Annotated in this window: 23 protein-coding genes, 2 tRNA genes and 1 pseudogene; 9 read left to right on the top strand and 17 right to left on the bottom strand. The window is 71.7% G+C overall.

What is annotated here, in order from left to right; genetic code table 11:
* Nucleotides 1–12: 12 nt before the first annotated feature.
* Nucleotides 13–1,599 (bottom strand): MDR family MFS transporter, encoded by a 1,587-nt coding sequence (locus tag AB0J93_RS17015; RefSeq protein WP_363922782.1) that lies wholly within the window; start codon nucleotides 1,597–1,599, stop codon nucleotides 13–15.
* A gap of 114 nt (nucleotides 1,600–1,713) precedes the next feature.
* On the opposite strand from AB0J93_RS17015, the gene AB0J93_RS17010 reads away from it, so the two are divergent.
* Nucleotides 1,714–2,322, top strand: a complete 609-nt coding sequence (locus AB0J93_RS17010) for a helix-turn-helix domain-containing protein (RefSeq protein WP_363922780.1) — start codon at nucleotides 1,714–1,716, stop codon at nucleotides 2,320–2,322.
* Nucleotides 2,323–2,478: 156 nt separating this feature from the next.
* On the opposite strand, the pseudogene AB0J93_RS17005 reads toward AB0J93_RS17010, so the two are convergent.
* The 7 genes and pseudogenes from AB0J93_RS17005 to AB0J93_RS16975 all read right to left on the bottom strand — a co-directional run.
* Nucleotides 2,479–2,976: pseudogene (locus tag AB0J93_RS17005) on the bottom strand (GNAT family N-acetyltransferase); the annotation flags it as partial.
* Nucleotides 2,973–3,188, bottom strand: a complete 216-nt coding sequence (locus AB0J93_RS17000; protein WP_093405215.1) for a biotin/lipoyl-binding carrier protein — start codon at nucleotides 3,186–3,188, stop codon at nucleotides 2,973–2,975. The pseudogene AB0J93_RS17005 and the gene AB0J93_RS17000, both read right to left, overlap by 4 nt.
* Before the next feature lie 357 nt (nucleotides 3,189–3,545).
* Nucleotides 3,546–3,833 (bottom strand): mycothiol system anti-sigma-R factor, encoded by a 288-nt coding sequence (gene rsrA / locus AB0J93_RS16995; protein ID WP_363922778.1) that lies wholly within the window; start codon nucleotides 3,831–3,833, stop codon nucleotides 3,546–3,548.
* A 1-nt stretch (nucleotide 3,834) separates the two neighbouring features.
* The gene (locus tag AB0J93_RS16990; protein WP_363922776.1) at nucleotides 3,835–4,650 is read right to left on the bottom strand and encodes a sigma-70 family RNA polymerase sigma factor; all 816 of its coding nucleotides are present in this window, start codon (nucleotides 4,648–4,650) and stop codon (nucleotides 3,835–3,837) included.
* Between the two features lie 246 nt (nucleotides 4,651–4,896).
* A complete protein-coding gene (locus AB0J93_RS16985) occupies nucleotides 4,897–5,508 on the bottom strand; it encodes an alpha/beta family hydrolase (protein WP_363922774.1) in 612 nt (203 codons plus the stop codon).
* A 42-nt stretch (nucleotides 5,509–5,550) separates the two neighbouring features.
* A complete protein-coding gene (locus AB0J93_RS16980) occupies nucleotides 5,551–5,943 on the bottom strand; it encodes a WhiB family transcriptional regulator (protein ID WP_363922772.1) in 393 nt (130 codons plus the stop codon).
* A gap of 196 nt (nucleotides 5,944–6,139) precedes the next feature.
* On the bottom strand, nucleotides 6,140–6,850 hold the full coding sequence (locus AB0J93_RS16975; protein WP_363922770.1) for an SOS response-associated peptidase: 711 nt from the start codon (nucleotides 6,848–6,850) through the stop codon (nucleotides 6,140–6,142).
* 102 nt (nucleotides 6,851–6,952) lie between these two features.
* Between AB0J93_RS16975 and aroA the strand changes: the two genes are divergently transcribed.
* The 4 genes from aroA to AB0J93_RS16955 all read left to right on the top strand — a co-directional run bounded on the left by aroA (nucleotide 6,953) and on the right by AB0J93_RS16955 (nucleotide 11,237).
* The gene (gene aroA, locus AB0J93_RS16970) at nucleotides 6,953–8,257 is read left to right on the top strand and encodes a 3-phosphoshikimate 1-carboxyvinyltransferase (protein WP_363922768.1); all 1,305 of its coding nucleotides are present in this window, start codon (nucleotides 6,953–6,955) and stop codon (nucleotides 8,255–8,257) included.
* A gap of 207 nt (nucleotides 8,258–8,464) precedes the next feature.
* On the top strand, nucleotides 8,465–9,349 hold the full coding sequence (gene rsgA / locus AB0J93_RS16965) for a ribosome small subunit-dependent GTPase A (protein WP_363922766.1): 885 nt from the start codon (nucleotides 8,465–8,467) through the stop codon (nucleotides 9,347–9,349).
* A 99-nt stretch (nucleotides 9,350–9,448) separates the two neighbouring features.
* Nucleotides 9,449–10,261, top strand: a complete 813-nt coding sequence (gene hisN, locus AB0J93_RS16960; protein ID WP_363922764.1) for a histidinol-phosphatase — start codon at nucleotides 9,449–9,451, stop codon at nucleotides 10,259–10,261.
* Nucleotides 10,262–10,310: 49 nt separating this feature from the next.
* The gene (locus tag AB0J93_RS16955; RefSeq protein ID WP_363922989.1) at nucleotides 10,311–11,237 is read left to right on the top strand and encodes a hypothetical protein; all 927 of its coding nucleotides are present in this window, start codon (nucleotides 10,311–10,313) and stop codon (nucleotides 11,235–11,237) included.
* On the opposite strand, the gene AB0J93_RS16950 is transcribed toward AB0J93_RS16955, so the two are convergent.
* On the bottom strand, nucleotides 11,192–12,394 hold the full coding sequence (locus AB0J93_RS16950) for a glycosyltransferase (RefSeq protein WP_363922762.1): 1,203 nt from the start codon (nucleotides 12,392–12,394) through the stop codon (nucleotides 11,192–11,194). The two genes, AB0J93_RS16955 and AB0J93_RS16950, sit on opposite strands and share 46 nt — an antisense overlap.
* Nucleotides 12,395–12,529: 135 nt before the next feature.
* Here AB0J93_RS16950 and AB0J93_RS16945 point away from each other — a divergent pair, with 135 nt between their 5' ends.
* A complete protein-coding gene (locus AB0J93_RS16945; RefSeq protein WP_363922760.1) occupies nucleotides 12,530–13,522 on the top strand; it encodes an SDR family oxidoreductase in 993 nt (330 codons plus the stop codon).
* A gap of 89 nt (nucleotides 13,523–13,611) precedes the next feature.
* A complete protein-coding gene (locus AB0J93_RS16940; protein ID WP_363922758.1) occupies nucleotides 13,612–14,184 on the top strand; it encodes a DUF5709 domain-containing protein in 573 nt (190 codons plus the stop codon).
* 17 nt (nucleotides 14,185–14,201) lie between these two features.
* Here AB0J93_RS16940 and AB0J93_RS16935 read toward each other — a convergent pair whose 3' ends face one another.
* Together AB0J93_RS16935 and AB0J93_RS16930 are read right to left on the bottom strand one after the other, a co-directional pair.
* Nucleotides 14,202–14,867: a response regulator transcription factor gene (locus AB0J93_RS16935; RefSeq protein ID WP_363922756.1), complete on the bottom strand. Its 666-nt coding sequence runs from the start codon at nucleotides 14,865–14,867 to the stop codon at nucleotides 14,202–14,204.
* On the bottom strand, nucleotides 14,864–16,000 hold the full coding sequence (locus AB0J93_RS16930) for a DUF5931 domain-containing protein (RefSeq protein WP_363922754.1): 1,137 nt from the start codon (nucleotides 15,998–16,000) through the stop codon (nucleotides 14,864–14,866). The genes AB0J93_RS16935 and AB0J93_RS16930 overlap by 4 nt, the downstream gene beginning before the upstream one ends.
* Nucleotides 16,001–16,104: 104 nt before the next feature.
* Here AB0J93_RS16930 and AB0J93_RS16925 point away from each other — a divergent pair, with 104 nt between their 5' ends.
* Complete coding sequence (locus tag AB0J93_RS16925) at nucleotides 16,105–16,578, top strand: ATP-binding protein (protein ID WP_363922752.1); 474 nt, start codon at nucleotides 16,105–16,107, stop codon at nucleotides 16,576–16,578.
* Between the two features lie 35 nt (nucleotides 16,579–16,613).
* On the opposite strand, the gene AB0J93_RS16920 is transcribed toward AB0J93_RS16925, so the two are convergent.
* The 6 genes from AB0J93_RS16920 to AB0J93_RS16895 form a co-directional block, all read right to left on the bottom strand.
* Nucleotides 16,614–17,444: a phosphoribosylaminoimidazolesuccinocarboxamide synthase gene (locus AB0J93_RS16920; protein WP_363922750.1), complete on the bottom strand. Its 831-nt coding sequence runs from the start codon at nucleotides 17,442–17,444 to the stop codon at nucleotides 16,614–16,616.
* A gap of 89 nt (nucleotides 17,445–17,533) precedes the next feature.
* Nucleotides 17,534–17,773 carry a hypothetical protein gene (locus AB0J93_RS16915; RefSeq protein ID WP_210939869.1) on the bottom strand — a complete coding sequence of 80 codons (240 nt, stop codon included), beginning with the start codon at nucleotides 17,771–17,773 and terminating at the stop codon, nucleotides 17,534–17,536.
* Between the two features lie 121 nt (nucleotides 17,774–17,894).
* A tRNA-Met gene (locus AB0J93_RS16910) sits at nucleotides 17,895–17,968 on the bottom strand.
* A 210-nt stretch (nucleotides 17,969–18,178) separates the two neighbouring features.
* Nucleotides 18,179–18,252, bottom strand: a tRNA-Met gene (locus AB0J93_RS16905).
* A gap of 181 nt (nucleotides 18,253–18,433) precedes the next feature.
* Nucleotides 18,434–21,457, bottom strand: coding sequence for a UPF0182 family protein (locus tag AB0J93_RS16900; protein WP_363922747.1), 3,024 nt, complete (start codon nucleotides 21,455–21,457; stop codon nucleotides 18,434–18,436).
* 101 nt (nucleotides 21,458–21,558) lie between these two features.
* Nucleotides 21,559–22,572, bottom strand: a complete 1,014-nt coding sequence (locus AB0J93_RS16895) for a PDZ domain-containing protein (RefSeq protein ID WP_363922745.1) — start codon at nucleotides 22,570–22,572, stop codon at nucleotides 21,559–21,561.
* A gap of 115 nt (nucleotides 22,573–22,687) precedes the next feature.
* Between AB0J93_RS16895 and AB0J93_RS16890 the strand changes: the two genes are divergently transcribed.
* The gene (locus AB0J93_RS16890; RefSeq protein WP_363922743.1) at nucleotides 22,688–23,986 is read left to right on the top strand and encodes a zinc-dependent metalloprotease; all 1,299 of its coding nucleotides are present in this window, start codon (nucleotides 22,688–22,690) and stop codon (nucleotides 23,984–23,986) included.
* The last annotated feature ends 20 nt before the right edge of the window (nucleotides 23,987–24,006 follow it).

The raw sequence follows: 24,006 nt of genomic DNA, 5'->3' as shown, positions 1-24,006 counted from the left end.
GGGTGGTGTCCGTCAGGCGGCCGGTGACCGGGCCAGGTCGGCCTCGGCCTGCTCCTGCCCGCTGCTGTCCGGCTCCGGCTCGTTGCTCGTGCGCAACGGGATCTCCCGGATGAACCAGGCCAGCACCGGGACCACGACGGCGAAGAGCACCGCCCAGAGGAACACGTGCGAGATCGCGTCGGCGAGCCCACCGAGCACCAGTTCGCGGGCCTGCGCCGGCAACTCCCGGAGCTGTTCGATGTTCATCGCCGCGCCGGCCTCACCGCCACCGCTGAACGCACTGCCGGCAGCCGAGCCGGCCAGCCGGTTGGCGAAGATGGCGCCGAACAACGAGATGCCGAACGACCCACCGATGGAGCGGAAGAAGGTGGCCGCGCCACTGGCCGCCCCCAGGTCCTTCTGGGCGACGCTGTTCTGCGCGATCAGCATGGAGGTCTGCATGAGGAAGCCCATGCCGGCACCGAGCACGAGCATGTAGAGCGACGAGGAGAACCTGCTGGTGTCCACGTCCAGCAGGCTCAGCAGGGCGAGCCCGACCGTCATCACCCCGCCGCCGACGATCGGGAAGATCCGGTACCGCCCGGTCCGGGTGATCGCCCGGCCGACGACAAGCGAGACCAGCAGCATGCCGAACATCAACGGCAGCAGCAGCAGGCCGGAGTTGGTGGCCGAGGCGCCCTGCACGGTCTGCTGGTACAGCGGCAGGAAGTTCATCGCGCCGAACATCGCGAAGCCGAGCAGGAAGCCGATCACCGAGATGAGGGCGAAGTTCCGGTTGGCGAAGAGCCGCAGCGGCAGAATCGGCTCGGGGACCCGACGCTCGACGAACCCGAACAGCACCAGCGCCGCGACGGCCAGTACGGCGAGGCCGAGGATCTGCGGGGAGGCCCAGGCGTACTCGTTGCCGCCCCAGGTGGTGATCAACACGATCCCGGTGATGCCGACCGACAGCAGGGCGGCGCCGAGCCAGTCGATGCGGTGCTCGGTGCGGTACTTGGGCAGGTGCATGGTGGCGATCAGCAGCACCAGCGCCACACCGCCCAGTGGCAGGTTGACGTAGAACGCCCAACGCCAGGAGAGGTGATCGGTGATGAAGCCGCCGACCAGCGGACCGGCGACCATCGCGATCGCCATGATCCCGGCGATCATGCCCTGGTAGCGACCGCGCTCGCGGGGCGGCACCAGGTCGCCGATGATCGCCATGACGCCCACCATCAGGCCACCGGCGCCCAGACCCTGGACGGCCCGGAAGGCGATCAACTGGACCATGCCGTCGTCGGGACCGCCGAGGAAACCCGAGCCGGCCATGCCGCACAGCGCGGAACCGACCAGGAAGATCACCACGGCGGTGAGGAAGACCGCCTTACGGCCGTAGAGGTCGCCGAGCTTGCCCCAGATCGGGGTGGAGACGGTGGTCCCCAGCACGTACGCGGTCACCACCCAGGTGAAGTGGTTGAGCCCGCCGAACTCGCCCACGATGCGCGGCAGCGCGGTGCTGACGATCATGTTGTCGAGCATCGCCAGCATCATGGCGATCATCAGACCGAAAAGCACGACCCGCACATTGGGTCGCACGGCAGCCTGGTTCTGCTGGGCCATCGGTAAGCTCTCCCCCCGAGATGCGGCGCACTTACTTGCCGCCCGGCTAGTCACCTTACTAGCCGGACGGTAAGTTGGACAGGCAACGACGGTCAACCGGATTGGCAGGTACGGGTGAGTCAGAGCACAGGCGGCACCCGCGAGCGGATCAAGGCCGTAGCGCTGGAGCTCTTCACGGAGCAGGGCTACGAGGCGACGTCCCTGCGTGAGGTGGCCGAGCGGCTCGGGGTGACCAAGGCCGCGCTCTACTACCACTTCAAGAGCAAGGACGAGATCGTCACCAGCGTGGTGGAGGACCGGCTGGAGCGGATGGACTCCCTGATCGCCTGGGCCGAGAACCAGCCGGCCACGCTGGCCACCCGGCGGGCCGTCATCGAGCGGTACGCCGACGCCATGTTCAGCGGCGAGCAGCCCTCGGTGATGCGGTTCTTCGAGCAGAACCAGACCGCGTTGAAGAGCCTCTCCGCCGGCCGGGAGTTGCGCGGCCGGATGTTCCGGTTGGCCACGGCCCTCTGCCAGGGCGACGACTCCCCCGGCGCCCAACTCCGTGCCGTGCTGGCCCTGTTCGCCGTGCACAGCAGTTGGTTCGCCGTACGCACGCCGGACATCACCGACGCCGAGCGCAAGCGGGTGGCCCTAGAGGTCGCCGACGAACTACTCGCCGCAATCGCCGCACCCCCACCCCAACCCCAACCCCCCACCCACCCACCCATCCCAGGTTGATCATGAGGTTGGCGGCGAAAATGATCTACATAGCTGCCGCTAACCTCATGATCAACGCGGTCGGGCGGGTGGATCAGGGAGGGGTCGGGCGGGTGGATCAGGGAGGGGTCGGGCGGGTGGATCAGGGAGGGGTCGGGCGGGTGGATCAGGGAGGGGGAGGGGGAGGCGCAGGGCGAGCAGGTTCACGCCGGGGAAGGGGCTCCAGTCCCGCTCGGGCTGGCGGACGAAGCCACGCCTGCGGTAGAGCCGGTGGGCCGGCTCGGCGTGGCCCTCGCGTACGCAGATGGTCACTCCGGTGCAGCCCAGCTCGATCGCCCGGGTCACGCACGCCTCGACCAGAGCGGCGCCGGCTCCCCGTCCCTGCGCGGTCGGGTCCACCGCCAGCATCCGGAACTCCGCCTCCCCCGGGCCGCACATCTCGGCGTACCGGGTGCCGGGCAGCACGAAGGTGACCGAGCCGAGCAGCTGACCGCTCGCCCGGTCCACGGCCACCAGCACGTCACCGTGCTCCGCCCGGGCGGGTACGTCGGCCAGCACATCGGCGTAGCCGGTCTCGCCCTTGAGCTGCCCGTCCGCCTCGTACGCCGCGACGGTGAGTCGGGCGACCGCGGCGAAATCGGCTGGCTCGATCAGGCGGATCAGCGGGTCACTCAACCGATCACCGCGATCAGGTCACCGTCCTGCACCACGTCGCCCTCGTTCACCGCGAGCTGTTGCACGACACCGTCGGACTCGGCGATCACCGGGATCTCCATCTTCATCGACTCCAGGATCACCAGGGTGTCCCCCTCGGACACGGTGTCCCCGGCCGACGCGACGACCTTCCAGACGTTCGCCACCATCTCGGCGCGGATCTCCTCGGCCATCTTCCGGCCCCTTCCTCGCGGCTCCTGGGACGTATCCAATCATGAGCGGGCGGCGGGTGGGCGCGGAGCGGCCCCGGGAGCAGTGCACCCGCACCGCCGGCACTAGCATCAACGGGTCGGATCCGACGCCGGCAAGGGCGACAGCCGCCCGCTGACGGCGTCGTACGCAGCCCCGATCCGGCCATCACGAGGAGGTCACCATGGCGAAGAAGGCCCGTAAGAAGAAGGCCCGTAAGAAGAGCGCCGCGAACCACGGCAAGCGCCCCAACTCCTGAGCCGGCGGGCGGCTGCCCGCCGCGAACGGACGACGGACACAGCGGTGCCCGGGTCGGAAATCGACCCGGGCACCGGCGCTTGTCAGTCGGCCAGCTCGCGCGACTCGCTGGTCTCGAAGACGACGAGTTCGCTGATCCGTACCCGCAGCCGTTCGCGCAGCTCGTCCGGCGCGGACTCGTTGCCGCAGCAACGGGCGACCAGCGCCTTGACCTCCTGCTCGATGCCGTACTCGCGCAGGCAGTGACCACACTCGTCGAGATGGTGCCGGATCAGCGTCCGCCGTTCCTGCGCACACTCCAGATCGAGGTAGAGGTAGACCTCGGCGAGCACCTCACGGCAGTCCGTCTCGTGCGGCTCTCCACAGCTCACGTCACACCTCCCGGCCGGTGGCGGCGGTCGAGCTCCGGGCCGGCTGGGCCGCGGAGAAACCCCGCTCCGCGGCGTACCCCTCAAGCAGCTTGCGCAGATTACGACGCCCGCGGTGCAACCGCGACATCACCGTGCCGATCGGCGTGCCCATGATGTCGGCGACCTCCTTGTAGGAGAAGCCCTCGACATCGGTGAGGTAGACCGCCAGCCGGAACTCCTCCGGCAACTGTTGGAGGGCCTCCTTGACGTCGCTGTCCGGCAGCCGGTCGAGCGCCTCGGTCTCGGCGGACCGCAGCCCGCTGGAGGTGTGCGACTCCGCCTCGGCCAGCTGCCAGTCGGTGATCTCGTCGGTGGGCGCCTGCACCGGTTGGCGCTGCCGCTTCCGGTACGAGTTGATGTAGGTGTTGGTCAGGATCCGGTAGAGCCAGGCCTTCAGGTTCGTGCCCTGCTCGAACTGGTGGAAGGCGGCGTACGCCTTCAGGTAGGTCTCCTGGACCAGGTCCTCGGCATCCGCCGGGTTACGCGTCATCCGCAGGCCGGCCGCGTACAGCTGATCGACGAATGGCATCGCGTCCCGTTCGAACCGGGCCCTGCGCTCGTCCGTCTTCTCCGTGGTCAACCGCACATCCCCTCGGGTTGGATGCTTCCCCGCCGAGGATACGCGCACCGGCCTTCCGGCAGATTCAGTTCCGACGGGTGTGCCCGTCGCCACCTCGGCCGGTGGCACCGCCGCCGGCCACTTCGGGCCGGCCAGCAGCTGCCTGAGCTGCCGTGCCTCCCGCTCGTCGTGTTCCCGGCTCCGGATCTCGGTCGGCACCGGTCACCCCCTCGCACAGTGGTTGTCCGAGGTGTTCAACACGCGCCGTGGGTCGGGACATTCCGGCTCGGCCCGGGCGTTCCTGGTCCCCGCCCCGGCGGTGCGACCGTGGCTGGGACCAGGAAGGGCCTGGGAGCCCGGTGTCGCCGCCCGGACGGGCACTGGGACACCATCGGGTGCAACGAAGCGGCGCGGCAGCCGGAAACGGCACCCGGGGCACGGTGCCCCGGCGGCATCCGCCTGCCGTCAGGCCGTGGCCCAGCCGTGCTCGCGCAGCCAGTCCAGCGTCAGGGCGGCCGTACCGACCGGATCGCCCCGCAGGTCGTGCCGCTCCCCCGGCCGGACCGCCACCCGGATTCCAGGGCCCGGCTCCGGCACACCGAACGGATCGCGATCCCCGTTCACCACCAGGGTCGGCACGCCGGTCAGCAGCTCACCGGCCCGACTCCGCTCCGGCCGACCGGGCGGATGCAGCGGGAAGGCGAGTGCCACCACCCCGGCGGCGCCCACCGCGGTCGCCGTCCGGCAGGCCACCCGCGCACCGCTGGAGCGACCACCGACCACAAGCGGTACGCCCGGATGCCGCTGCCGCAGCACCGTCAGCACGGCGGACCACGCCTCGTCGAGGTGCCCGGCCGGGGCCGGCGCGCGCCGGCCGGCGAGCCGATACGGCTGGGTCACCCGCACCACCACCAGCCCGGTGGTCACCGCCGCGTCGCGCAGGGCGATGAGATCCGGGGCGTCGACGCTGCCGCCGGCCCCGTGCCCCAGCACCAGCAGGGCTCGGGGCGGGCCGGACGGCTGATCGGTGTCGACCCCAGCGGGGCCGCGCGGGGTTTCGAGGACGTCGTGTGGCACCGCCCCATTCAACCCTTGTCGACCTGGACCGCACCCCGCTGGTCAGCTCAACGGCACCAGGGTGAGCAGCCGGTCGCGTACCGGCGGACCCGGCTCACCGGCGGCCTCGGGATCGGGTTGCACCTCGCTGCGCCAGGCGACAAGCATCGCCCGCCGCTCCCGGGGCGTGGTGCCACCCCAGACGCCGTGACAGTCGCCGACCTCCAGAGCCCAGGCCAGGCAGGAACCCTGCACGTCGCAGCTGCGGCACAGGGCCACCGCCGCGTCGGCCGGCTCGTTCGGCGCCGGAAAGAACGTCTCCGGGTCGACGCTCTGACAGGTGCCTCTGGTACGCCAGGCTTCGTCCTGTCGCCGCTCATGCAACGCCCGCAACAGTCGCGGATCACGTCGCGCGGCGGCCACCTCGTGCGGACGGGGCATACGCGCCCGTGTCATCCACCCACCTCCCCCGTGGGACCAGCAAGATCGATGGAGATCGTTCACCCAACGCGAACGACACCCACCACCGGCGCTGTGTTGTATCGCATTTGCGCACACCGGGACAAGACTTCGCCGGGAAGTTGGCAGAACGTGCGGGTCACCTTTCACCCGCAACCGCAGCAAATCACTCCCGACAATGTGCCGGGCGTGATCAGAAGAGCGTCATCTCCGCCGACTCGGCGGGACGGGTCAGCGGCACCCGGGCGGTCAGCCCTGGACCGTCGTTGCGCACATCGCCCACGGCCTGCCCCACCGGCCGCACCTCCAACCCGGCCAGCCAGTCCATCGGCGGCGGCACGAGCAGCTCAGCCGCGTCATCGCCGCCACCCAGCCAGGTCGCCCAGCGACCGGGTGGCAGCAGCAGGGGCATTCGATCGTGCACCTCGGCCAGTTCGCCGAGGGCCGCGGTGGTCAGCACGCTGAAGGTCAGCAGTGTCGCGTCCGGGCCGTCCCAGCGCGACCAGATGCCGGCGAAGGCGAGCACCGAGCCGTCGCGTGGGGTCATGTAGTACGGCTGCTTCGTGCCGCCGGCCAGCCGCACCCACTCGTACCAGCCGTCGGCGGGCACCAGGCACCGGCGGCGGGCGAAGGCCGGCGCGTACGCCCGGCTGGTGGCGACCGTCTCGGCACGCGCGTTGATCATGCGGGCCGCGCCGGCGGCCGACCGGGACCACGGTGGTACCAGACCCCAACGGCCCCGCGAGAGCGCCCGATGCCCCTCGGCGCTCACCCGGACCAGCGGCACCGGATCGGTCGGCGCCACGTTGTGATCGGCGACCAGCCCGTCCCCGGTCTCGTCGACGGCCTCGAACAGGCCGCTCAGGTCAGCGGCGCTCCGGGTCGTGGCGTACCTACCGCACATGCCGCCCACGCTAGCGCCCGGTCCGCCGAGCGGCTGTCCCGTTCCCCGGGAGTGGCCGGTCACCGTAGCGGCCACCGGGCCGTGGCACGGCAGAATGTAGCTGTGGGGAATATGACCGCGACCCGGCCGCTACAGCCGTGGACCGCACCGACGGCCAGTGACCCGGTGTCGGCGTCACTGCGCCTGCCCGGCTCCAAGTCGATGACCAACCGGGCCCTGGTGCTCAGCGCGCTGGCCGCCGGGCCCTCGACCCTGTCCCGGCCGTTGCGCGCCCGGGACACCGAGCTGATGGCCGCCGCGCTGCGAGCGATGGGCGCCCACGTCTCGATCGCCGACGACGACCGCTGGCTGGTCCGGCCGCACCGGTTGTTCGGCCCGGCCCACGTCGACGTGGGGCTCGCCGGCACGATCATGCGCTTCGTGCCACCGGTGGCGGGGCTGGCCGACGGGCAGGTCACGCTCGACGGTGACCCGCACGCCCGCACCCGCCCGCTCGGCCCACTGATCGAGGCGCTGCGCTCGCTCGGCGTACGCGTCGACACCCCCGCCACGGGCAGCCTGCCGCTTGTGGTGCTGGGCGCCGGCCGGGTGACCGGCGGTGAGGTCGTGATCGACGCCTCGGCCTCCAGCCAACTGGTCTCCGGTCTGCTGCTCGCCGCCCCCCGCTTCGACCGAGGGCTGGTGGTCCGGCACGTCGGTCCGCCGGTGCCCTCCGCGCCGCACCTGCGGATGACCGTGCAGATGCTGCGCGCCGCCGGTGCCGCGGTCGACGACAACACCCCCGACGTCTGGGCGGTCGAGCCCGGGCCGCTGACCGGCCGTAGCTGGGAGATCGAGCCGGACCTCTCCGGTGCGGTGCCGTTCTTCGCCGCCGCCCTGGTCACCGGCGGCGAGGTGACCCTGCGCGGCTGGCCGGCGCGGGGCAGCGCCCAGCCGGTGGAGCGGCTGCGCTCACTGTTGCAGCAGATGGGGGCGGAGGTCGCCCTCACCACGGAGGGGTTGACGGTGCGCGGCACCGGCCCGGTGAAGGGGTTGCACGCCAACCTGTCCGACGTCAGCGAGCTGACCCCGGCGCTGACCGCGCTGGCCATGCTCGCCGACTCGCCCTCGGTGTTCACCGGGGTCAGCCACATCCGGGGCCACGAGACGGACCGGCTGGCCGCGCTGAACCGGGAGTTCACCGGGCTCGGCGCGGACATCACCGAGTCGCCCGACGGCCTGGAGATCCGGCCCCGACCGCTGCACGGCGGCGTGTTCCGCACCTACCATGATCACCGGTTGGCGCACGCGGCGGCGGTGACCGGGCTGGTCGTGCCGGGCATCGAGTTGGACGACGTGTCGTGCACCTCGAAGACCATGCCCGAGTTCCCGGCACTATGGTCGGCACTGGTGACTGGTAAGAGCTGAGCGGAAGAAGGGTCGGTTCTGGCGACGAGGCGGCGGGAGTACGACGAGGACGACGTCCGGGTCCGGCCCGGCAGGTCCTCCCGCCCGCGTACCCGGACCCGGCCACTGCACGCCGACGCCAAGGACGGTTTCGTCATCGCGGTCGACCGCGGGCGGTACACCTGCGTCCTGCCCGGTGCCGGGCCGGACGACCCCACGGTCACCGCGATGCGCGCCCGCGAGCTGGGCCGTAAGTCGGTCGTGGTCGGCGACCGGGTCGGGCTGGTCGGCGACACCTCCGGTTCGTCCGGCGCGCTGGCCCGCATCGTTCGGATCGAACCACGCCGGTCCGTGCTGCGGCGCACCGCCGAGGACGACGCCAGCACCGCCGAGGGGCGGCTGGAACGGGTCGTGGTCGCCAACGCCGACCAGCTCGTGATCGTCAGCGCGCTGGCCGACCCGCCGCCGCGTACCGGGTTCATCGACCGGTGCCTGGTCGCCGCGTACGACGCGGGCATCGAACCGCTGCTCTGCCTGACCAAGGCCGACCTGGCCGGGCCGGAGAAGGTGCTCGACTACTACACCGAACTGGAGCTGCCGTACCTGCTCATCCGGCCGGGCTCCCCACTGGACGCGCTGCGCAGCCTGCTGACCGGCCGCGTCTCGGTGCTCGTCGGTCACTCCGGGGTGGGCAAGTCGACGCTTGTCAACCGCCTGGTGCCGGAGGCCGAACGGGCGGTCGGCACGGTCAGCGCGATCGGCCGGGGGCGGCACACCTCGACCAGCGCGGTGGCGTTGCGGCTGCCCGGGCCACCGGACGCGCAGCAGGATCCGGGCTGGATCGTGGACACTCCGGGCGTACGCAGTTTCGGGCTGGCCCACGTCTCGGCCGAGAGCCTGCTGCACGGCTTCCCGGACCTGGTCGAGGCCACCGCCGACTGCCCGGCGAACTGCCCGCACACCGCCGACGAGGCCGACTGCGCACTCGACGGCTGGGTGGCGGTGGGGCGGGCCGACCCTCGCCGGCTGGCCTCGTACCGCCGGTTGCTGGCCTCCCGGTCCGGGGAGACCGACCCCCGGACCGAGCCCGACCCGCACGGGCGCCCGGAGTGACCGGCGGGCGCGACCGCCCCGCCGTCACGGCCGCGCCACCGACGTGCCGTCGCCGGCCCCCGGCGTCGTCCCGGTGCCGACGTCGCTACGGTGTCCGGCATGACCGGGTACGCCGCTGACCTGACCCTCGCCCACCGGCTCGCCGACGCCGCCGACGCCCTGTCGACGGCCCGGTTCCGCGCTCTGGACCTGCGGGTCGAGTCGAAGCCCGACCTGACCCCGGTCTCGGACGCGGACACCGCCGTGGAGCGCGAGATCCGCGCCCTGCTCGCCGAGCACCGGCCCGACGACGGGCTGCTCGGCGAGGAGTACGGCGCGACACCGACCACCGGGGCCCGTCAGTGGGTGGTGGACCCGATCGACGGCACCAAGAACTTCGTCCGGGGCGTGCCCATCTGGGCCACGCTTATCGCCCTGCTGGAGGAGGGCCGTCCGGTCGCCGGGCTGGTCTCCGCACCGGCACTGGGGCGCCGCTGGTGGGCGGCGCGGGGCACCGGGGCGTACGCAGGCCCGGACGCCGCCCACGGAACGCCCATCCGGGTCTCCGGGGTGACCCGGTTGGCCGACGCCAGCCTCTGCTACTCCTCGCTGGACGGCTGGGAGAAGGCCGGGCGGCTCGACGCGGTGCTGCAACTGATGCGGGACACCTGGCGCAGCCGGGCCTACGGCGACTTCTACGGTTACATGCTGTTGGCCGAGGGCGCGCTGGACGTGATGATCGAGCCCGAGTTGTCCCTCTGGGACGTGGCCGCGCTGGTACCCATCGTGACCGAAGCGGGCGGCACGATCACCGATCTGGCCGGCCATCCGGCCCCGGCTGGCGGCGACAACAGCACCCTGGCCAGCAACGGCGCGCTGCATCCCGACATCCTCCACCGGCTCGGTAGCCCGCCGCGCATTGACGCCCGGTAACCTCTATCCTCGCCAGGTGGCTACCTCCGGTTGGTGTTTCCTGGCGGCGATGATCGTCGCGTACGGCGTCGCCAACCTGTTGCAGTCGGTCGCCGCCGCCCGCACCACGGTGCATCACACCTTCGATCCCGGGTTGCTGCTGCGCCTGGCCGGGCACCGCACCTATCTGGTCGGGCTGGCCTGCCAGGTCGCCGGGTTCGTCCTGGCCTTCCTGTCCCGGCGGGACCTGCCACTGTTCCTGGTACAGGCGAGCGTGGCCGCCGGGCTCGGCGTCACCGCCCTGCTCGGCGTGATCCTGCTGAAGTGGCGGCTGCCGGTGGCCGAGGTCGCGCTGCTGGTGCTGCTCTTCGCCGGAATCACCGCGCTGGTCCTCTCCGCCCAACCGGCACCGTCGAAGGCGCTCGGCACCGCCGGCATGGTCGCCCTGCTGGTGGCCCTCGCGGTGATCGCGGTGCTGGGTTTCTTCGCGGTCCGGTTGCACGGCGCGCCGGGCTCGGTGGTGCTCGGCTCACTGGCCGGGCTGGCTTTCTCCGCCGCCGCGGTGGCGGCCCGACCGCTGGCCTCCGCATCGAGCTGGGACGCGTTTCTCAGCGACCCGCTGCTCTACCTGCTCGTCGGCCATTCCGTGGTCGGCCAGTTGCTGCTCGGGCTGGCGATGCAGCGCGGTTCCACCACGGCGGCGGTGGCCGCGATGGACGCGGCCGGCGCCGTGCCCGCCGCCATCGTCGGGCTGCTGCTGCTCAACGACAAGATCTGGCCGGGCCGGGAGTGGCTCGCCGGGATCGGGTTCCTGGTCACCCTCGCCGCCGTCGTCGGGCTCACCCGGTACGCGGAGCCGCAGCATCAACACGCTGTCACCCGGGCGGTGGTGGGTGTTCCGCCGCCGCTCGTGTCGCAGCCCACGGCCGGCGTCATCGCTGAGCCGCTGCCTCAGGCCGCCTCGACCGGCTTGCGCCGGCCCACCACCCGCTCGTAGAGCCGTTCCAGGGCACTGGCCGTGCGTTCCCAGGTGTAGCTGCACCGCACCCGGTCGACCGCGGCATGCCCGTACGCGAAGCGGCCGGCGTTGTCGGCGAGCAGCCGACGGAGCGTCATCCCGAGGGTGCGTACGTCGCCCGGCGGCACCAGCTTGCCGGTCACCTCGTCCACCACGGCGTCGGCGATGCCACCCATGGCGTAACCCACCACCGGGACGCCACAGGCCATCGCCTCCAGCGACACCCGCCCCGCCGAGGAGTAGTGCGGGGTGCAGGCCACCACGTCGGCCGAGCGGTACCAGGTGGCCATCTGCTCGTGCGGCACCGCGCCGACCAGATGCACCTGCTCGCCGACCCCGACCCGGTCGGCCAGTTCCCGCAGCCGACGGGCCTCGGCGTGGTTGGCCAGCCGGTCCGTCGGTGGCCCACCGGCGATCACCAGCTCCGCGTCACCGACCAGGCGCATCGCTCGGATCAGGTCCTCCTGGCCGTGACCTCGCCCGAGCCCGCCCACTGAGAGGATCCGGGGGCGCTGCTCACGCGGGGCGGCCTCCCCGTCGGGATGGAAGCGCTCGGTGTCGACCCCGGTCGGGACCATCGCGACCGACGTGCGCTGCAGGCCCATCCGGGTCAACTCGTCGACCTCGTCGTTGCACTGGGCGACCGCGATGTCCACGGCCCGGGTCAGCGCCCGCTCCAACGGGATGCGGTTGCCCGGCCCGTCGTACTGGGCGCCGAGGTGGCGCAGCTGTTCCATGCCGATCGAGTGGAACGTCTGCACCATCGGGATGTCGGTCTCCCGCACGGCGTGCGCGGCGGCCAGGCCACCGATCCAGTAGTGACCGTGCACCACCTCGGGGGCCCAGTCACCGGACCACCGGTCGGCCAGCCACTCACCGAACTCGGGCACGTAGGGCACCAGCTCAGCCGTGGGGATCGGCGCGACCGGGCCTACCGGTGCCCGCTCCACCCGGTAGCCGTCCACGATGTCGATCTCCGTCGCCTCGGGGTCGTCCCGACGGGTGTACACCCGCACGTCGTGACCTCGCCCGGCCAGTTCGGCCGCGACCCGTGCGATGTGCTGGTAGGTGCCGACGACGGTTCCGTCGCCGGACGGCGGCGCAGCGGCGTGGGCACAGACAAGGCCGACGCGCATGGGTCACCTCCATGCGGATGAGGCGGTGGTCTCCGGTCAGAGCGTCCCATTAACCGGGCTCCGACGAGCCGAAACCTCGCAGATCGGGGGCACGCTCGGCGGCATGACCCGGACCCGACGGGGTACCGATGAGGAATGCCCCTCGCCCGAAACCTGGCTGACGCCACAATCGTCATCACCGGTGCGTCCAGCGGCATCGGCACCGCGACCGCGTACTCCCTGGCCCGCTGCGGCAGCACCGTGGTGCTGGCCGCGCGTACCGAGCCGGCCCTGCGGGAGGTGGCCCGGCACTGTCGTGAGCTGGGCGGTCGCACCCTGGTGGTGCCCACCGACGTGACGGACGCGGACGCGATGCGAAGGCTCGCCGCGACCGCGGTGGCGGAGTTCGGCCGGATCGACGCCTGGATCAACAACGCCGCGGTCGGCACCATCGGGTTGTTCGACGAGATCCCGGTGGCCGAGTTCCGCCGGGTGCTGGACGTCAACCTGCTCGGCACGGCGAACGGGATCCGGGCCGCGCTGCCTCACCTCAGTGCGGCCGGCGGCGGCGTCGTGGTCAACAACGCCTCGGTGCTGGCCGAGGTGGCGATGCCCTACCAGTCGCCGTACAACGCCGCCAAGCACGGGGTCCGGGGGCTCTCCGACACGGTCCGCCAGGAGCTGCGGGCCACCGGCCGGGGATCGGTCTCGATCTGCACCGTGCTGCCGGCCACCATCGACACGCCGTTCTTCCGGCACGCCGCCAATCACAGCGGCCGGCAGGTGCTTCCGCCGCCGCCGGTCTATCCGCCGGAGGTGGTCGCGGAGACGATCGTCCGGTTGCTGCGGCGGCCCCGCCGGGAGGCGTACGCCGGCGGTGCCGCTCGTCTGATCGGCATGCAGTGGCGGCTGGCGCCGGCACTGGCCGAACGAGTCCTCGGCTGGTACGGCCGGTACACCCAGTTCGGGCCGCCGCCGACGGCCGACACCACCGGTAACGTCTTCCGGGCCGACGCCGCGGCAACGGCGGAGGGCGGCTGGCACGGCCGGCGCCGCCAACTGGTCCGGATGTCCGCCGCGTTCGGGTTGGCCGCCGCCGGCACCGCTGTCGGCACGGTCGCCGCGCTGGCCCGCCGGCTGACCCGCTGAGCGAACGGGACGCCTGACAACCACGCCCGACCGGCCAACCACCCCGCCTGGACCGGTTACGGCGGGAGGGCAGCGGGTAGTGGTCAGTCATGCGCGACGACGAGTACCCGACCCCCGTGTCCGATCCCGAGGCCGACGGCCTGCCCGACACCGCCGACGACGATTCGACGGCCGGGGACGACGTGCTGACCGGACGGGAGGCGGACGGCCCGGCCCCGGCTCAGCTGCCCGGTGACCGGACGCCGGTGGCGGTCGACGAGTTCGGCACCACCGCCGAGGAGCAACTCGACGGTGAGTCGTTGGACTACAAGCTGGGCCGGGAGCGGTTCGAGCTGCCGGTCGACGATCCGCTGGCCGGGCCGGTCGATCCGGACATCGCGGCCGAAGCGGACAGCCGGGAGCAGGCGGCACAGGCCCAGCTCGACGCCGACGTGATCGATCCGGGCCCCACCTCCGACCCGAAGTCTCCGGTTTCCCTCTACGACCACGACCGGTTGGGCACCACCGCGGACGCCACCGTCGGCCGGCTTGTCGAACCGGACGAGGGGGCCCACACCGACCAGGAGACCGATTCGATCGCGTACGACGCGGGTGCCGCCGGTGGCGGAGCCAGCGCCGAGGAGTTGGCCGTGCACGAGACCCGGCCGCCGCACTCGGTCTGATCGACCGGCGCCGCCGCTCAGTCGTCCAGGCCGCGTTCGATCGCGTACCGGGTCAGCTCGACCCGGTTGTGCAACTGGAGCTTGCCGAGCGTGTTCTGCACGTGGTTCTGCACCGTACGGTGCGACAGCCCGAGCCGCTCGGCGATCTGCCGGTACGACATCCCCTTGGCCACCAGCCGCAGCACCTCGGTCTCCCGGTCGGTGAGCCGGGGTGCCGCGTCCCGGGCACCGGCCGCCGCCTGGTCGCCGCCGCCGGCGGCCAGACGGCGGTATTCGCCGAGGACCAGTCCGGCCAGGCCGGGTGTGAAGACAGGATCGCCCGCCGCGGTGCGGCGCACCGCCTCCAGAAACTCCGCCAGCCCGGCGGATTTGAGCAGGTAACCGGTGGCGCCGGCCTTCACCGCGTCGAGCACGCCCTGCTGCTCACCGCTGGCCGAGAGCATGAGCACCCGCACCCCGGGGTGTGCCGTCCGCAGTCCGTGGATCACCTCCACGCCGGAGATGTCCGGCAGTTGCAGGTCGAGCACCACCACGTCGGGACGGGCTGCGGCGACCACCCGGACCGCCTGTCGGCCCTCGCCACAGCTGGCCACCACCTCGTGGCCCGCCTCGGCCAGGTCACGGGCCACCCCTTCCCGCCACATCGGGTGGTCGTCGACGACCATCACGCGTACGCCGCTCATGGCTGCCTCCTCGGCACGGTGAGTTCCACCTCGGTGCCGGCACCCGGCGTCGAGCTGATCCGGGCGGTACCACCCAGGTCGGTCAGCCGCCCCCGGATGGCCTGGGCGACACCCAACCGTCCCTGGGCCGCCGCCTCGTTCAGCCGGTCGGGCGGGAAGCCCGGCCCCTCGTCCCGGATCGACACGGTGACCGCCGACTCCTCGTCCTCGACCAGCACCCAGGCTCGACCGCCGCCGTGCCGGGCCGCGTTGTCCAGCGCCGCTGCGACGGCCGCCGCCAGTTCGCGGGCCACCGCCGGAGGCAGCGGCACCGGGCCCGCCGGTGCGGACAACGACACGGCGGCCGAAGCGTGCCGGCCGAGCAGGGTGCGCAGGTCCACCGGTGCGTCGGCGGCACCGGCCGGAACCGGTCCGGCACCGGAGATCAGCGACCGCAACGCCATCTCCTGCTCCCCGGCCAGCCGGGCCAGCTCGCCCGCCTCCCCGTCGAGGTGGGCACCCCGCCGCTGCACCAGAGCGAGCACCTGGAGAACCGAATCGTGGATGTCCCGGGCCAGCCGTTCCCGCTCCCGGGTGGCGGCCTCCAACTCGACCGCCCGGTGCAGCCGCTCCCCGGCGGTCACCGTCAGCCGGGCGACGTGCCCGACCACCACGCCGGCGAGCAGCATCAGGATCGCTCCGTTGAACGCAGTCGGGGTGACCATGCCCCGGGTCGCCAGGTCGGTCGCGCCCAGCACAAGCGCCGCGACCGCGCCCCGCCGCCGCCCGCCGCAGACGGCCCAGGCCAGCACCGGCCCGCTCAGCCAGGCCACCGGGAGGGTCGGCAGCCCCGCGTCGAGCGCCGGCCGGCCCATCACCCACGGGGTGGCCAGCAGGATCGCCACCACCACGCCCAGATCGGCCAGGAGCAGCGGCCAACCGCGCCGGGCCGGGACCGCGTACCCGATCGCGGTGACGGCGGTCCAGAGCGCCATGAACAACACCAGCGCCGTCGCGGCGAGGGGGTGGGCGTAGCGGTCCGCGTCGCGGATCAACACCACGCAGACGTACGCCAGGGAGGCCACCCGGAAGACCGCGACGGCACGCCAGAGCGGCACCTCGAAACCACCGGCAGCAGGCACGTGCGCCACCATGCCACAGGCCGTCGGGGCCCCCTGCGGCCGATGCACCTCGACCAACCCTGACGTACGGTGGTAAAAGCCGCGTAAACCTCTGCGATCTCTGTCGGGACGGGGCCATGACGAACGCAGGATCTCCCACACCGCGTACGGTGGTGCCCATCGAACACGCCCTCCTGATCGCCGACGCCTTCGACCAGGCCCAGGTGACCGAGCTCCGACACTCGGTCGCCGCCTGCGCGCGCACCACCGGGCTGCGCGACGAGCGGTTGGACGACTTCGTGCTCGCCGTCAACGAGCTGATCACCAACGCGGTGCGGCACGGCGGCGGTCAGGGCTGGCTGCGGCTGTGGGAAGAGCCCGGCCTGGTGTTGTGCGAGGTCGCCGACCACGGTCCAGGCATCAGCACACAGAACCTCGACAACCGCAGCCGCCCCGCGCCTGAGACGGCCGGCGGGTGGGGGCTCTGGCTGGCCCGCGAGCTGACCGACGCGATGGACGTCGAGACCGGGTCGGCCGGCACCACGGTACGCATCATCACCGCGACCGTCCCCGCCGAGCAGCACGTCGGCCGCCACCGCAGCGGCGAATAGCGGCACGCCGGGCACGCCGGTCTGCGCCGCGCGGGCTACCAGCGCTCGCCGGTCAGCTTCTCGTAGACGTCCACATAGCGGGCCCGGGTGGCGTCGACCACATCGGCGGGCACCTCCGGTGCCGGGTTCCGCTTGTCCCAGCCGCTGCGCGCCGCCCAGTCCCGTACGTACTGCTTGTCGTAGGAGAACTGGGCACGCCCTGGCTGGTAGGACTCCGCCGGCCAGAACCGGGACGAGTCCGGGGTGAGCAGTTCGTCGCCGAGGACCAGGGTGCCGTCCGGTGCCCAACCAAGCTCGATCTTGGTGTCGGCGACCAGGATGCCCCGGTCGGCCGCCAGTTCCGCGCCCCGGCAGTACACGTCGATGGTCAGCTGCCGCAGCCGGTCGGCGGTCTCCGCGCCAACCTTGTCGACCACCTCGGCGAAGGTCATCGGCTCGTCGTGCTCGCCCACCGGCGCCTTGGTGGACGGGGTGAAGATCGGCTCCGGCAGGATGGAGGCCTCGACCAGCCCGCGCGGCAGCTCGACGCCGGAGACCTTCCCGGTGCTCTCGTACTCCTTCAGGCCGCCGCCGGTGAGGAAGCCACGGGCGACGCACTCGACCGGAACCATCTCGAGCCGGCGGCACCGGATCGCCCGCCCGGCGAACTCCAGCGGCACGTCGGTGGCCGAGATGACGTGGTTGGGGACCAGGTCGGCCAGTTGCTCGAACCACCACAGCGACAACGCGGTGAGCAGCTTGCCCTTGTCCGGGATCGGGGTCGGCAGCACCACGTCGTAGACGGAGACGCGGTCGGAGGCGACCAGGATCAGGTCATCGCCCTCGGCGTAGACGTCCCTCACCTTGCCCGAGTGCAGAAGTTCCACGCGGACAAGTAGACCACGCGCCGGGCGTACCGCCGCTGGCGGTCCACGACGCGACCGCCAGGGCGCGAACGGTCTCTCGCCACGCCCGGTCAGCGCCGGCGACGGGTCATCCGGATCACCAGCAGGACGATCACGGCCACCACCGCCAGGCAGCAGAGCAGGCTCAGGAAACCGAAGACGCCGACACCACGCCCGCGCCGTCGAGCCGCCTCCACCACCAGTTCGCCGGTGCCGGTCGACGCCCACGCCGCGACCGGGACGAAGACCGTCAGCACGACCGTACCCAGGAGCGTGCCGAGCCGCCCCCACCACCTACCAAAGGAAGACATGCGCCCATCCTCGCCGAGACGCGCAACCTCGGCCGGCCGAACGACGCTCGTGTCGACGCCGGAAAACAGTGCCGGACAACGACAGCGGCCCCGGACGGATCCGGGGCCGCTGTCGTGGCAGTAGCGGGGACAGGATTTGAACCTGCGACCTCTGGGTTATGAGCCCAGCGAGCTACCGAGCTGCTCCACCCCGCGTCGGTAGGACCAGCCTACCCCACCGGCAACCATGGCGATCACCAGCCCCACCCGTAACGCTCCGGGCCTGGTCACCGCCCCCGCTGGACCGTCGGCTGGCCCGAGGGTGCCGGCTGGTCGGCCGGCGACCGGAGGACGGCCGAGCGGCCGAATCGACCGCCGGGTGAACGAAAAGAGGCCCCGGACGGATCCGGGACCTCTTTCTCGCAGTAGCGGGGACAGGATTTGAACCTGCGACCTCTGGGTTATGAGCCCAGCGAGCTACCGAGCTGCTCCACCCCGCGTCGGTAGATCCACCGTAGCGCACCACCCCCGCTGCCCGCAAAACGACCCACGGAACGCCTCGTTTCGCCGCCGCCGTCCTGCCGATTTCCGGTCAGCGCTCAGGTCGGTCGCCCCTCAGACACGGCGCAGCCCGCGGCAGTGGCGAGGAACGCCGGGCCGCGGGCTGCACCGGTGGATCGGTCAGCCGGTGGGCGAGGGACTGCCGGTGGGCGCCGGCGGGCTCGGCGTACCGTTGGTGCCCGCCACCTGCTGAGCCTGCTGGAACGCGGTGAGCGCCTCGTCCAGTGCGGCAAGCGCGCGACCGTACCGCTCGAAGTCGCCGGATGCCTGCGCGGCACGCACCTCGGTGATCGCGGCCCGTACCCGCTCGGCGGCGGCACCGAGTTCACCGGTGAGCGGCGGAGCGTCGCCCGGCGACGGAGTGGCCGTCGGCGACGGCGACGGTTCCTCGCCCTCGGGCGGCGGCTCCTCGCCCCCGGCCGGCGGCGGCGGATTACCAGCCGCTGCCTGCTTGCCCTGCTCGACCAACTGCTTGATGCCGTCGGCGACGTTGTCGGCCAGGACGACGTAGGAACCACCGTCGCCGTACGACATCAGCACCTTCTGCAACAGCGGATACGCATCCTGCTGGTTGCTCTTGACGTAGACCGGCTCGACGTAGAGCATCCCGTTGGCGAAGGGCAGCGACAGCAGGTTGCCGTACTGCACCTGGGCCTGGTTCGAGGAGAGCAGGTTCAGCTGCTGCCGGATGGTGGCGTTGGTGTTTGTCATCCGCTGGTGCACCTGCACCGGCCCGGAGATCGCCGTCTGGTCCGGCAGCTCCAGCACCTGCAACGTCGGCCTGCCGTCCTGGTACGACCCGGAGATCAGCGCGGCCAGGTTCTGCCGACCGTTGGGGGTGACCGCGCTGGTCAGCTGGAAACGGGGCGCCTCCTGGCCCGGGAACTGCGTGTAGAGGTAGTACGGCGGCTGCTTCACCCCGCTGTCCGGCGCGTCCGGCACGTTCGGCACCTGCCAGAAGTCTTGGCCGGAGTAGAAGTCGCCGGGGGTGGTGACGTGGAACCGGGTCAGCAGGTTGCGCTGCACCTTGAACAGGTCGGCCGGGTAGCGGAAGTGCTCGACCAGCGCCGGCGGGATCTCGGCCCGCGGCTTGATCAGGTCGCCACCGAACGCCTTGTTCCACGCCTTGAGGACCGGGTCGTTCTCGTCGAACTCGTAGAGGGTGACCGTGCCGTCGTACGCGTCGACGGTCGCCTTCACCGAGTTGCGGATGTAGTTGACGTTCTCCCGGGCCAGCTGGATGGTGCCCCGGCCGGTCAGCTCGTCGGTGGTCTCCTGCTGGAGGTTGACCCGCTCGGCGTACGGGTAGGTCGCGGCGGTGGTGTAACCATCGACGATCCACTGCACCCGGCCGTCCACCAGGGCCGGGTAGGGGTCGCCGTCCAGGGTGAGGAACGGCGCGACCTTCTCCACCCGGTCCCGGGGGTTACGCACGTAGAGCAGCTTGGAGTTGTCGTTGACCGCCTCGGAGAGCAGGAAGTTCGCCTCCTGCTCTTTGATCGAGTAGAGCAGGCGACGGGCGAACGAGCCGATCTCGACGCCGCCCTCACCGGTGTAGGTGTAGTACGACTCGGGTCCCTCGCCGCCCTCGCCGCTCTCGCCGGCCGGGCGGTCGAACTCGGCCGGGTTGGCGTCCGGGTTCGGCTTGCCGACGATGGCGTAGTCGCCGGCCGCCATCCGCTCGCCGTAGTAGATCCGGGGCTGGTTCGCCGGGATCAGGTCGGTCGACGAGGCGCAGGCCTCCTGCGTCCGCTCGCCGAGTGAGCCGGAGACGAAGAACGGCTGGCCACCGCAGACCACCCGGTTCGCGGGTGCGGCCACCACTCCGTAGCCGTGGGTGTAGACGGTGTGCCGGTTGATCCAGTTGCTCTGCTGGGCGGTCAGCTCGCCATAGTTGATCTCGCGTACGCCGACCACGTAGTCCTGCGTCGCGTCATCGATCGTGTACCGGTCGATGTCGAGCTTTGGGCCGAAACTGTAGAAGCCGCGGACCTGCTGGAGCTGGGTGTAGGTCTCGCTGACCAGTTGCGGGTCGAGCAGCCGGACGTTCGGCACCACGGAGGTGTCGGTGGCCAGGCTCTCCGGCGGGTTCAGGTTGTTGGCCGCGTACGCCGAACTCTGGGCGATGTCCAGCCCGAACGACGCGCGGGTGGCGTCGATGCTGCGCTGGATGTACGGCGCTTCCTTGTCCCGGGCACTGGGCTTGACCTCGAAGGTCTGCACCGCCCACGGGTAGATGCCGCCGATCGCCACCGCGGAGACGCCGAGCAGGGCCAGCGAGATGCCCGGCCAGACCAGGTTCCGCATCCAGGCGTTGGAGAACACGATGATCGCGATCGCCACCACCACGGAGATGTAGGCGAGGATCTCCTTGGCCGGCAGCAGCGCGTTGATGTCGGCGTAGCCGGCGCCGTAGACGCCCACACCGTCGTTGTACTCCAACAGCATCGCCCGCCGATCCAGCACGTACGCGACGGCCTTGAGCAGGACGAAGACCGCGACCAGCGTGCTCAGGTGAGCCCGGGCGGCGTTGCTCATCCGGTCGCCGACGCCCTGCAGGCGTACCCCGCCGAACAGGTAGTGCACGGCCAGCGCGCCGATCAGCGCCAGCACCACCGCGGTGAAGCCGAGCCCCAGCAGGAACCGCCAGAACGGCAACTGGAAGACGTAGAAGCCGACATCGACGCCGAACTCCGGGTCGTCCACACCGAAGTTGCCACCGTGCAGGAAGAGCAGCCACTGGTTCCAGCGGCTCTGCGCGGACAGGCCGGCGAAGAGACCGACGACGGCGGCGGCCGCCGTGATCCACAGGCCCAGCCGGGGGCCGAGCAGCATCCGGTACCGTTCCAGGGTGGCCTGTTCCGGTGAATGGGGTCGCATCCGTGGGCGCAGCCGTTGCGCGAGCCAGAGGTTCCCGCCGACGATCGCCGCCATCGCCAGGCCCGCGGCCAGGAAGAGCAGCAGCCGGGTGACCAGCACGCCCCGGAAGACCTCGGTGTAGTCGACCTCGGAGAACCAGAGCCAGTCCGTCCAGGCCTGCACCCCCCAGCCGAGCAGGGTGAACAGCACGAACACCCCGATCAGGACCCCGATCGTGACGCGTCCGCGTCGGCTCATCCTCGGCATGGGGCTGCTGCTACGCATGACCACTGTTGGCTCCGCACGCTCGTTATGATCGGCTCCGACCAGGCACCCAGAGTACGGGGTGTTCCTGAAAGCGTGAGCGCAAGGTCATGCCGCGCGGCTCAGCAGTACGCCGGCTCGCTCCCGGAACGCAGCCTCTCCAGTGCGTCCAACGCCTCGTCGAGCGAGCCCACCTTGACCAACGGCAGCTCCGGCTGCCGGTTACGGACCGCCTCGGCGCAGTTGGCCGCCGGTACCAGGAACGCGGTCGCACCGGCCTGCTTCGCCCCGACCAACTTCTGGGGGATCCCGCCGATCGGGCCGACCTGCCCGGAGTCGTCGATGGTGCCGGTGCCGGCGATGATCCGACCGCCGGTCAGGTCGTCCGGGGTCAACTTGTCGATGATGCCCAGGGCGAACATCAGACCCGCGCTTGGGCCACCGATGTCCTTCAGGTCGAAGGAGAGGGTGAACGGGTGCGGCTGCTGCTGCTCGATCTCGATCCCGATCCGGGGGCGGCCGTCCTGCTCCTGACTGGTGATGGTGTCGGTGCGCGCGGTGCCGTCCCGGGTGTACCCGATCCGCAGAGCACTGCCGGCCGGCCGGGCCAGGATGAGTTCGGTCAGCCGGGAGGCGAACGGCACCGGTTCACCCTCGACCGACGTCACCACGTCGCCGGGTCGCAGCACCGAGGCCGACGGCCCGTCGGCCGCGACCGTCTTGACCACGACCTGCACCTCGTACCCGAGTTCCCGCAGCGCGGCGGTTTCCGCGCTGGTCTGCGAGACCTGGAAGTCCTCGGCGTTGCGCTGTTCCACCTCCTCCTGGGTCTCCCCCGGCGGGTAGACCAGTTCACGCGGCACCACGGCCTGATCGTCGGAGAGCCAGCCCTGGATGGCCGACCGGAGCTTGACGCCGGGCTGCACCCCCACCGTCGTCAGCCGCAGTTGACCGGCGGAGGTGGAGGTTTCCCGGCCGGTGACCTGGATGACCTCCTTGCCGTCCGCCTGACCGAGCGTGTCGACGGTCGGGCCGGGACCGAGCACCACGTACGGGACGGGCGCGCCGAGCACCCCGATGCTGAGCAGTGCGGTGAGCAGAGCACCGAGCAGGACGGTCAGGCCGCGACGTCTCATGCGGCAGAGCGTACCGATCCCGGTCGCGGCTCCCGGCCGGCACGACGAACGACTTCGCCCTCAGCGCAACCGCGGTGGCGGCGGCCCGGGGCCGAGCGCGCGTACCGTAGACGTCGTGCCTGATATTCCGTTCGGTTTCGCGCTACCGGGTGGGCAGCCGCCCGACCCCAACGACCCTGCGCAGATGCAGCAGTTCATGTCGCAGTTGCAGCACCTGCTCTCCGCCCCGGGCAGCGGGCCGGTCAACTGGGACCTTGCCCGTCAGGTGGCGGCCAGTCAGCTCGCCGCGGCGGGCGACCCGGCGGTCTCCCCGTACGAGCGCCACGCGGTGGAGGAGGCGCTGCGCATCGCCGACCTCTGGTTGGAGCCGGCCTCCGCGCTGCCCTCGGGCATCCGTAACACGGTGTCCTGGAACCGCAACGAGTGGATCTACAAGACGCTTGACGTCTGGCGCAAGCTGTGCGACCCGGTGGCCAGCCGGATGGTCGGCGCGATGGGCGACCTGGTCCCGCCGGAGGCCCGGGCCCAACTGGGCCCGATGCAGTCGATGGTCGCCACGCTCGGTGGCGCGCTCTTCGGCGGCCAACTCGGCCAGGCCCTCGGGTCACTCGCCGCGGAGGTGCTCTCCGCCGGCGACATCGGTCTGCCGCTCGGACCGGCCGGCACGGCCGCGCTCATCCCCGCCAACATCAAGGCGTACGGCGAGGGGCTGGAACTGCCCGAGGACGAGGTCCGCCTCTACGTGGCCCTGCGCGAGGCGGCGCACCAGCGGCTCTTCGAGCACGTCCCGTGGCTGCGGGGGCACGTCCTCAACGCCGTCGAGACGTACGCCGCCGGCATCCGGGTGAATCGGGAAGCGATCGAGGAGGCGATGGGACGGGTCGACCCGACCGACCCGGAGTCGATGCAGGCAATCGCCCTGGAAGGCATCTTCACGCCGGAGGACAGCCCGACGCAGAAGGCGTCGCTGGCCCGGCTGGAGACCGCCCTCGCCCTGGTGGAGGGTTGGGTCTGCCACGTGGTCGACGGGGCGGCCGACGGCCGACTGCCGAACGTCGTGGCGCTGGGCGAGGCGTTCCGTCGCCGCCGGGCGGCCGGCGGGCCGGCCGAGCAGACCTTCGCGGCCCTGGTCGGGTTGGAGCTGCGGCCCCGTCGGCTGCGCGAGGCCGCGGCACTCTGGGCGGCGCTCACCGAGCACCGGGGGATCGCCGGCCGGGACGCGCTGTGGGGGCACCCCGATCTGCTGCCCTCCGACGACGACTTCGCCGACCCGGTCGCCTTCGCCATGGCCGACGTGGATCTGATGACCGAGTTGGAGAACTTCGACTTCTCCGCCCCGGGTGGCCCGGAGGAGAAGGCCCCGGGCGAGACGGAACGCCGCGACGACACCGAGGGTGGCGAGGGCCGCGCCTGACCGGCTCGACCGGCCGGTCG

The organism is Micromonospora sp. NPDC049374 (genome assembly GCF_040677165.1).
Classification (GTDB): Bacteria; Actinomycetota; Actinomycetes; order Mycobacteriales; family Micromonosporaceae; genus Micromonospora.
This window is presented reverse-complemented; position numbering and strand designations above follow the sequence as displayed.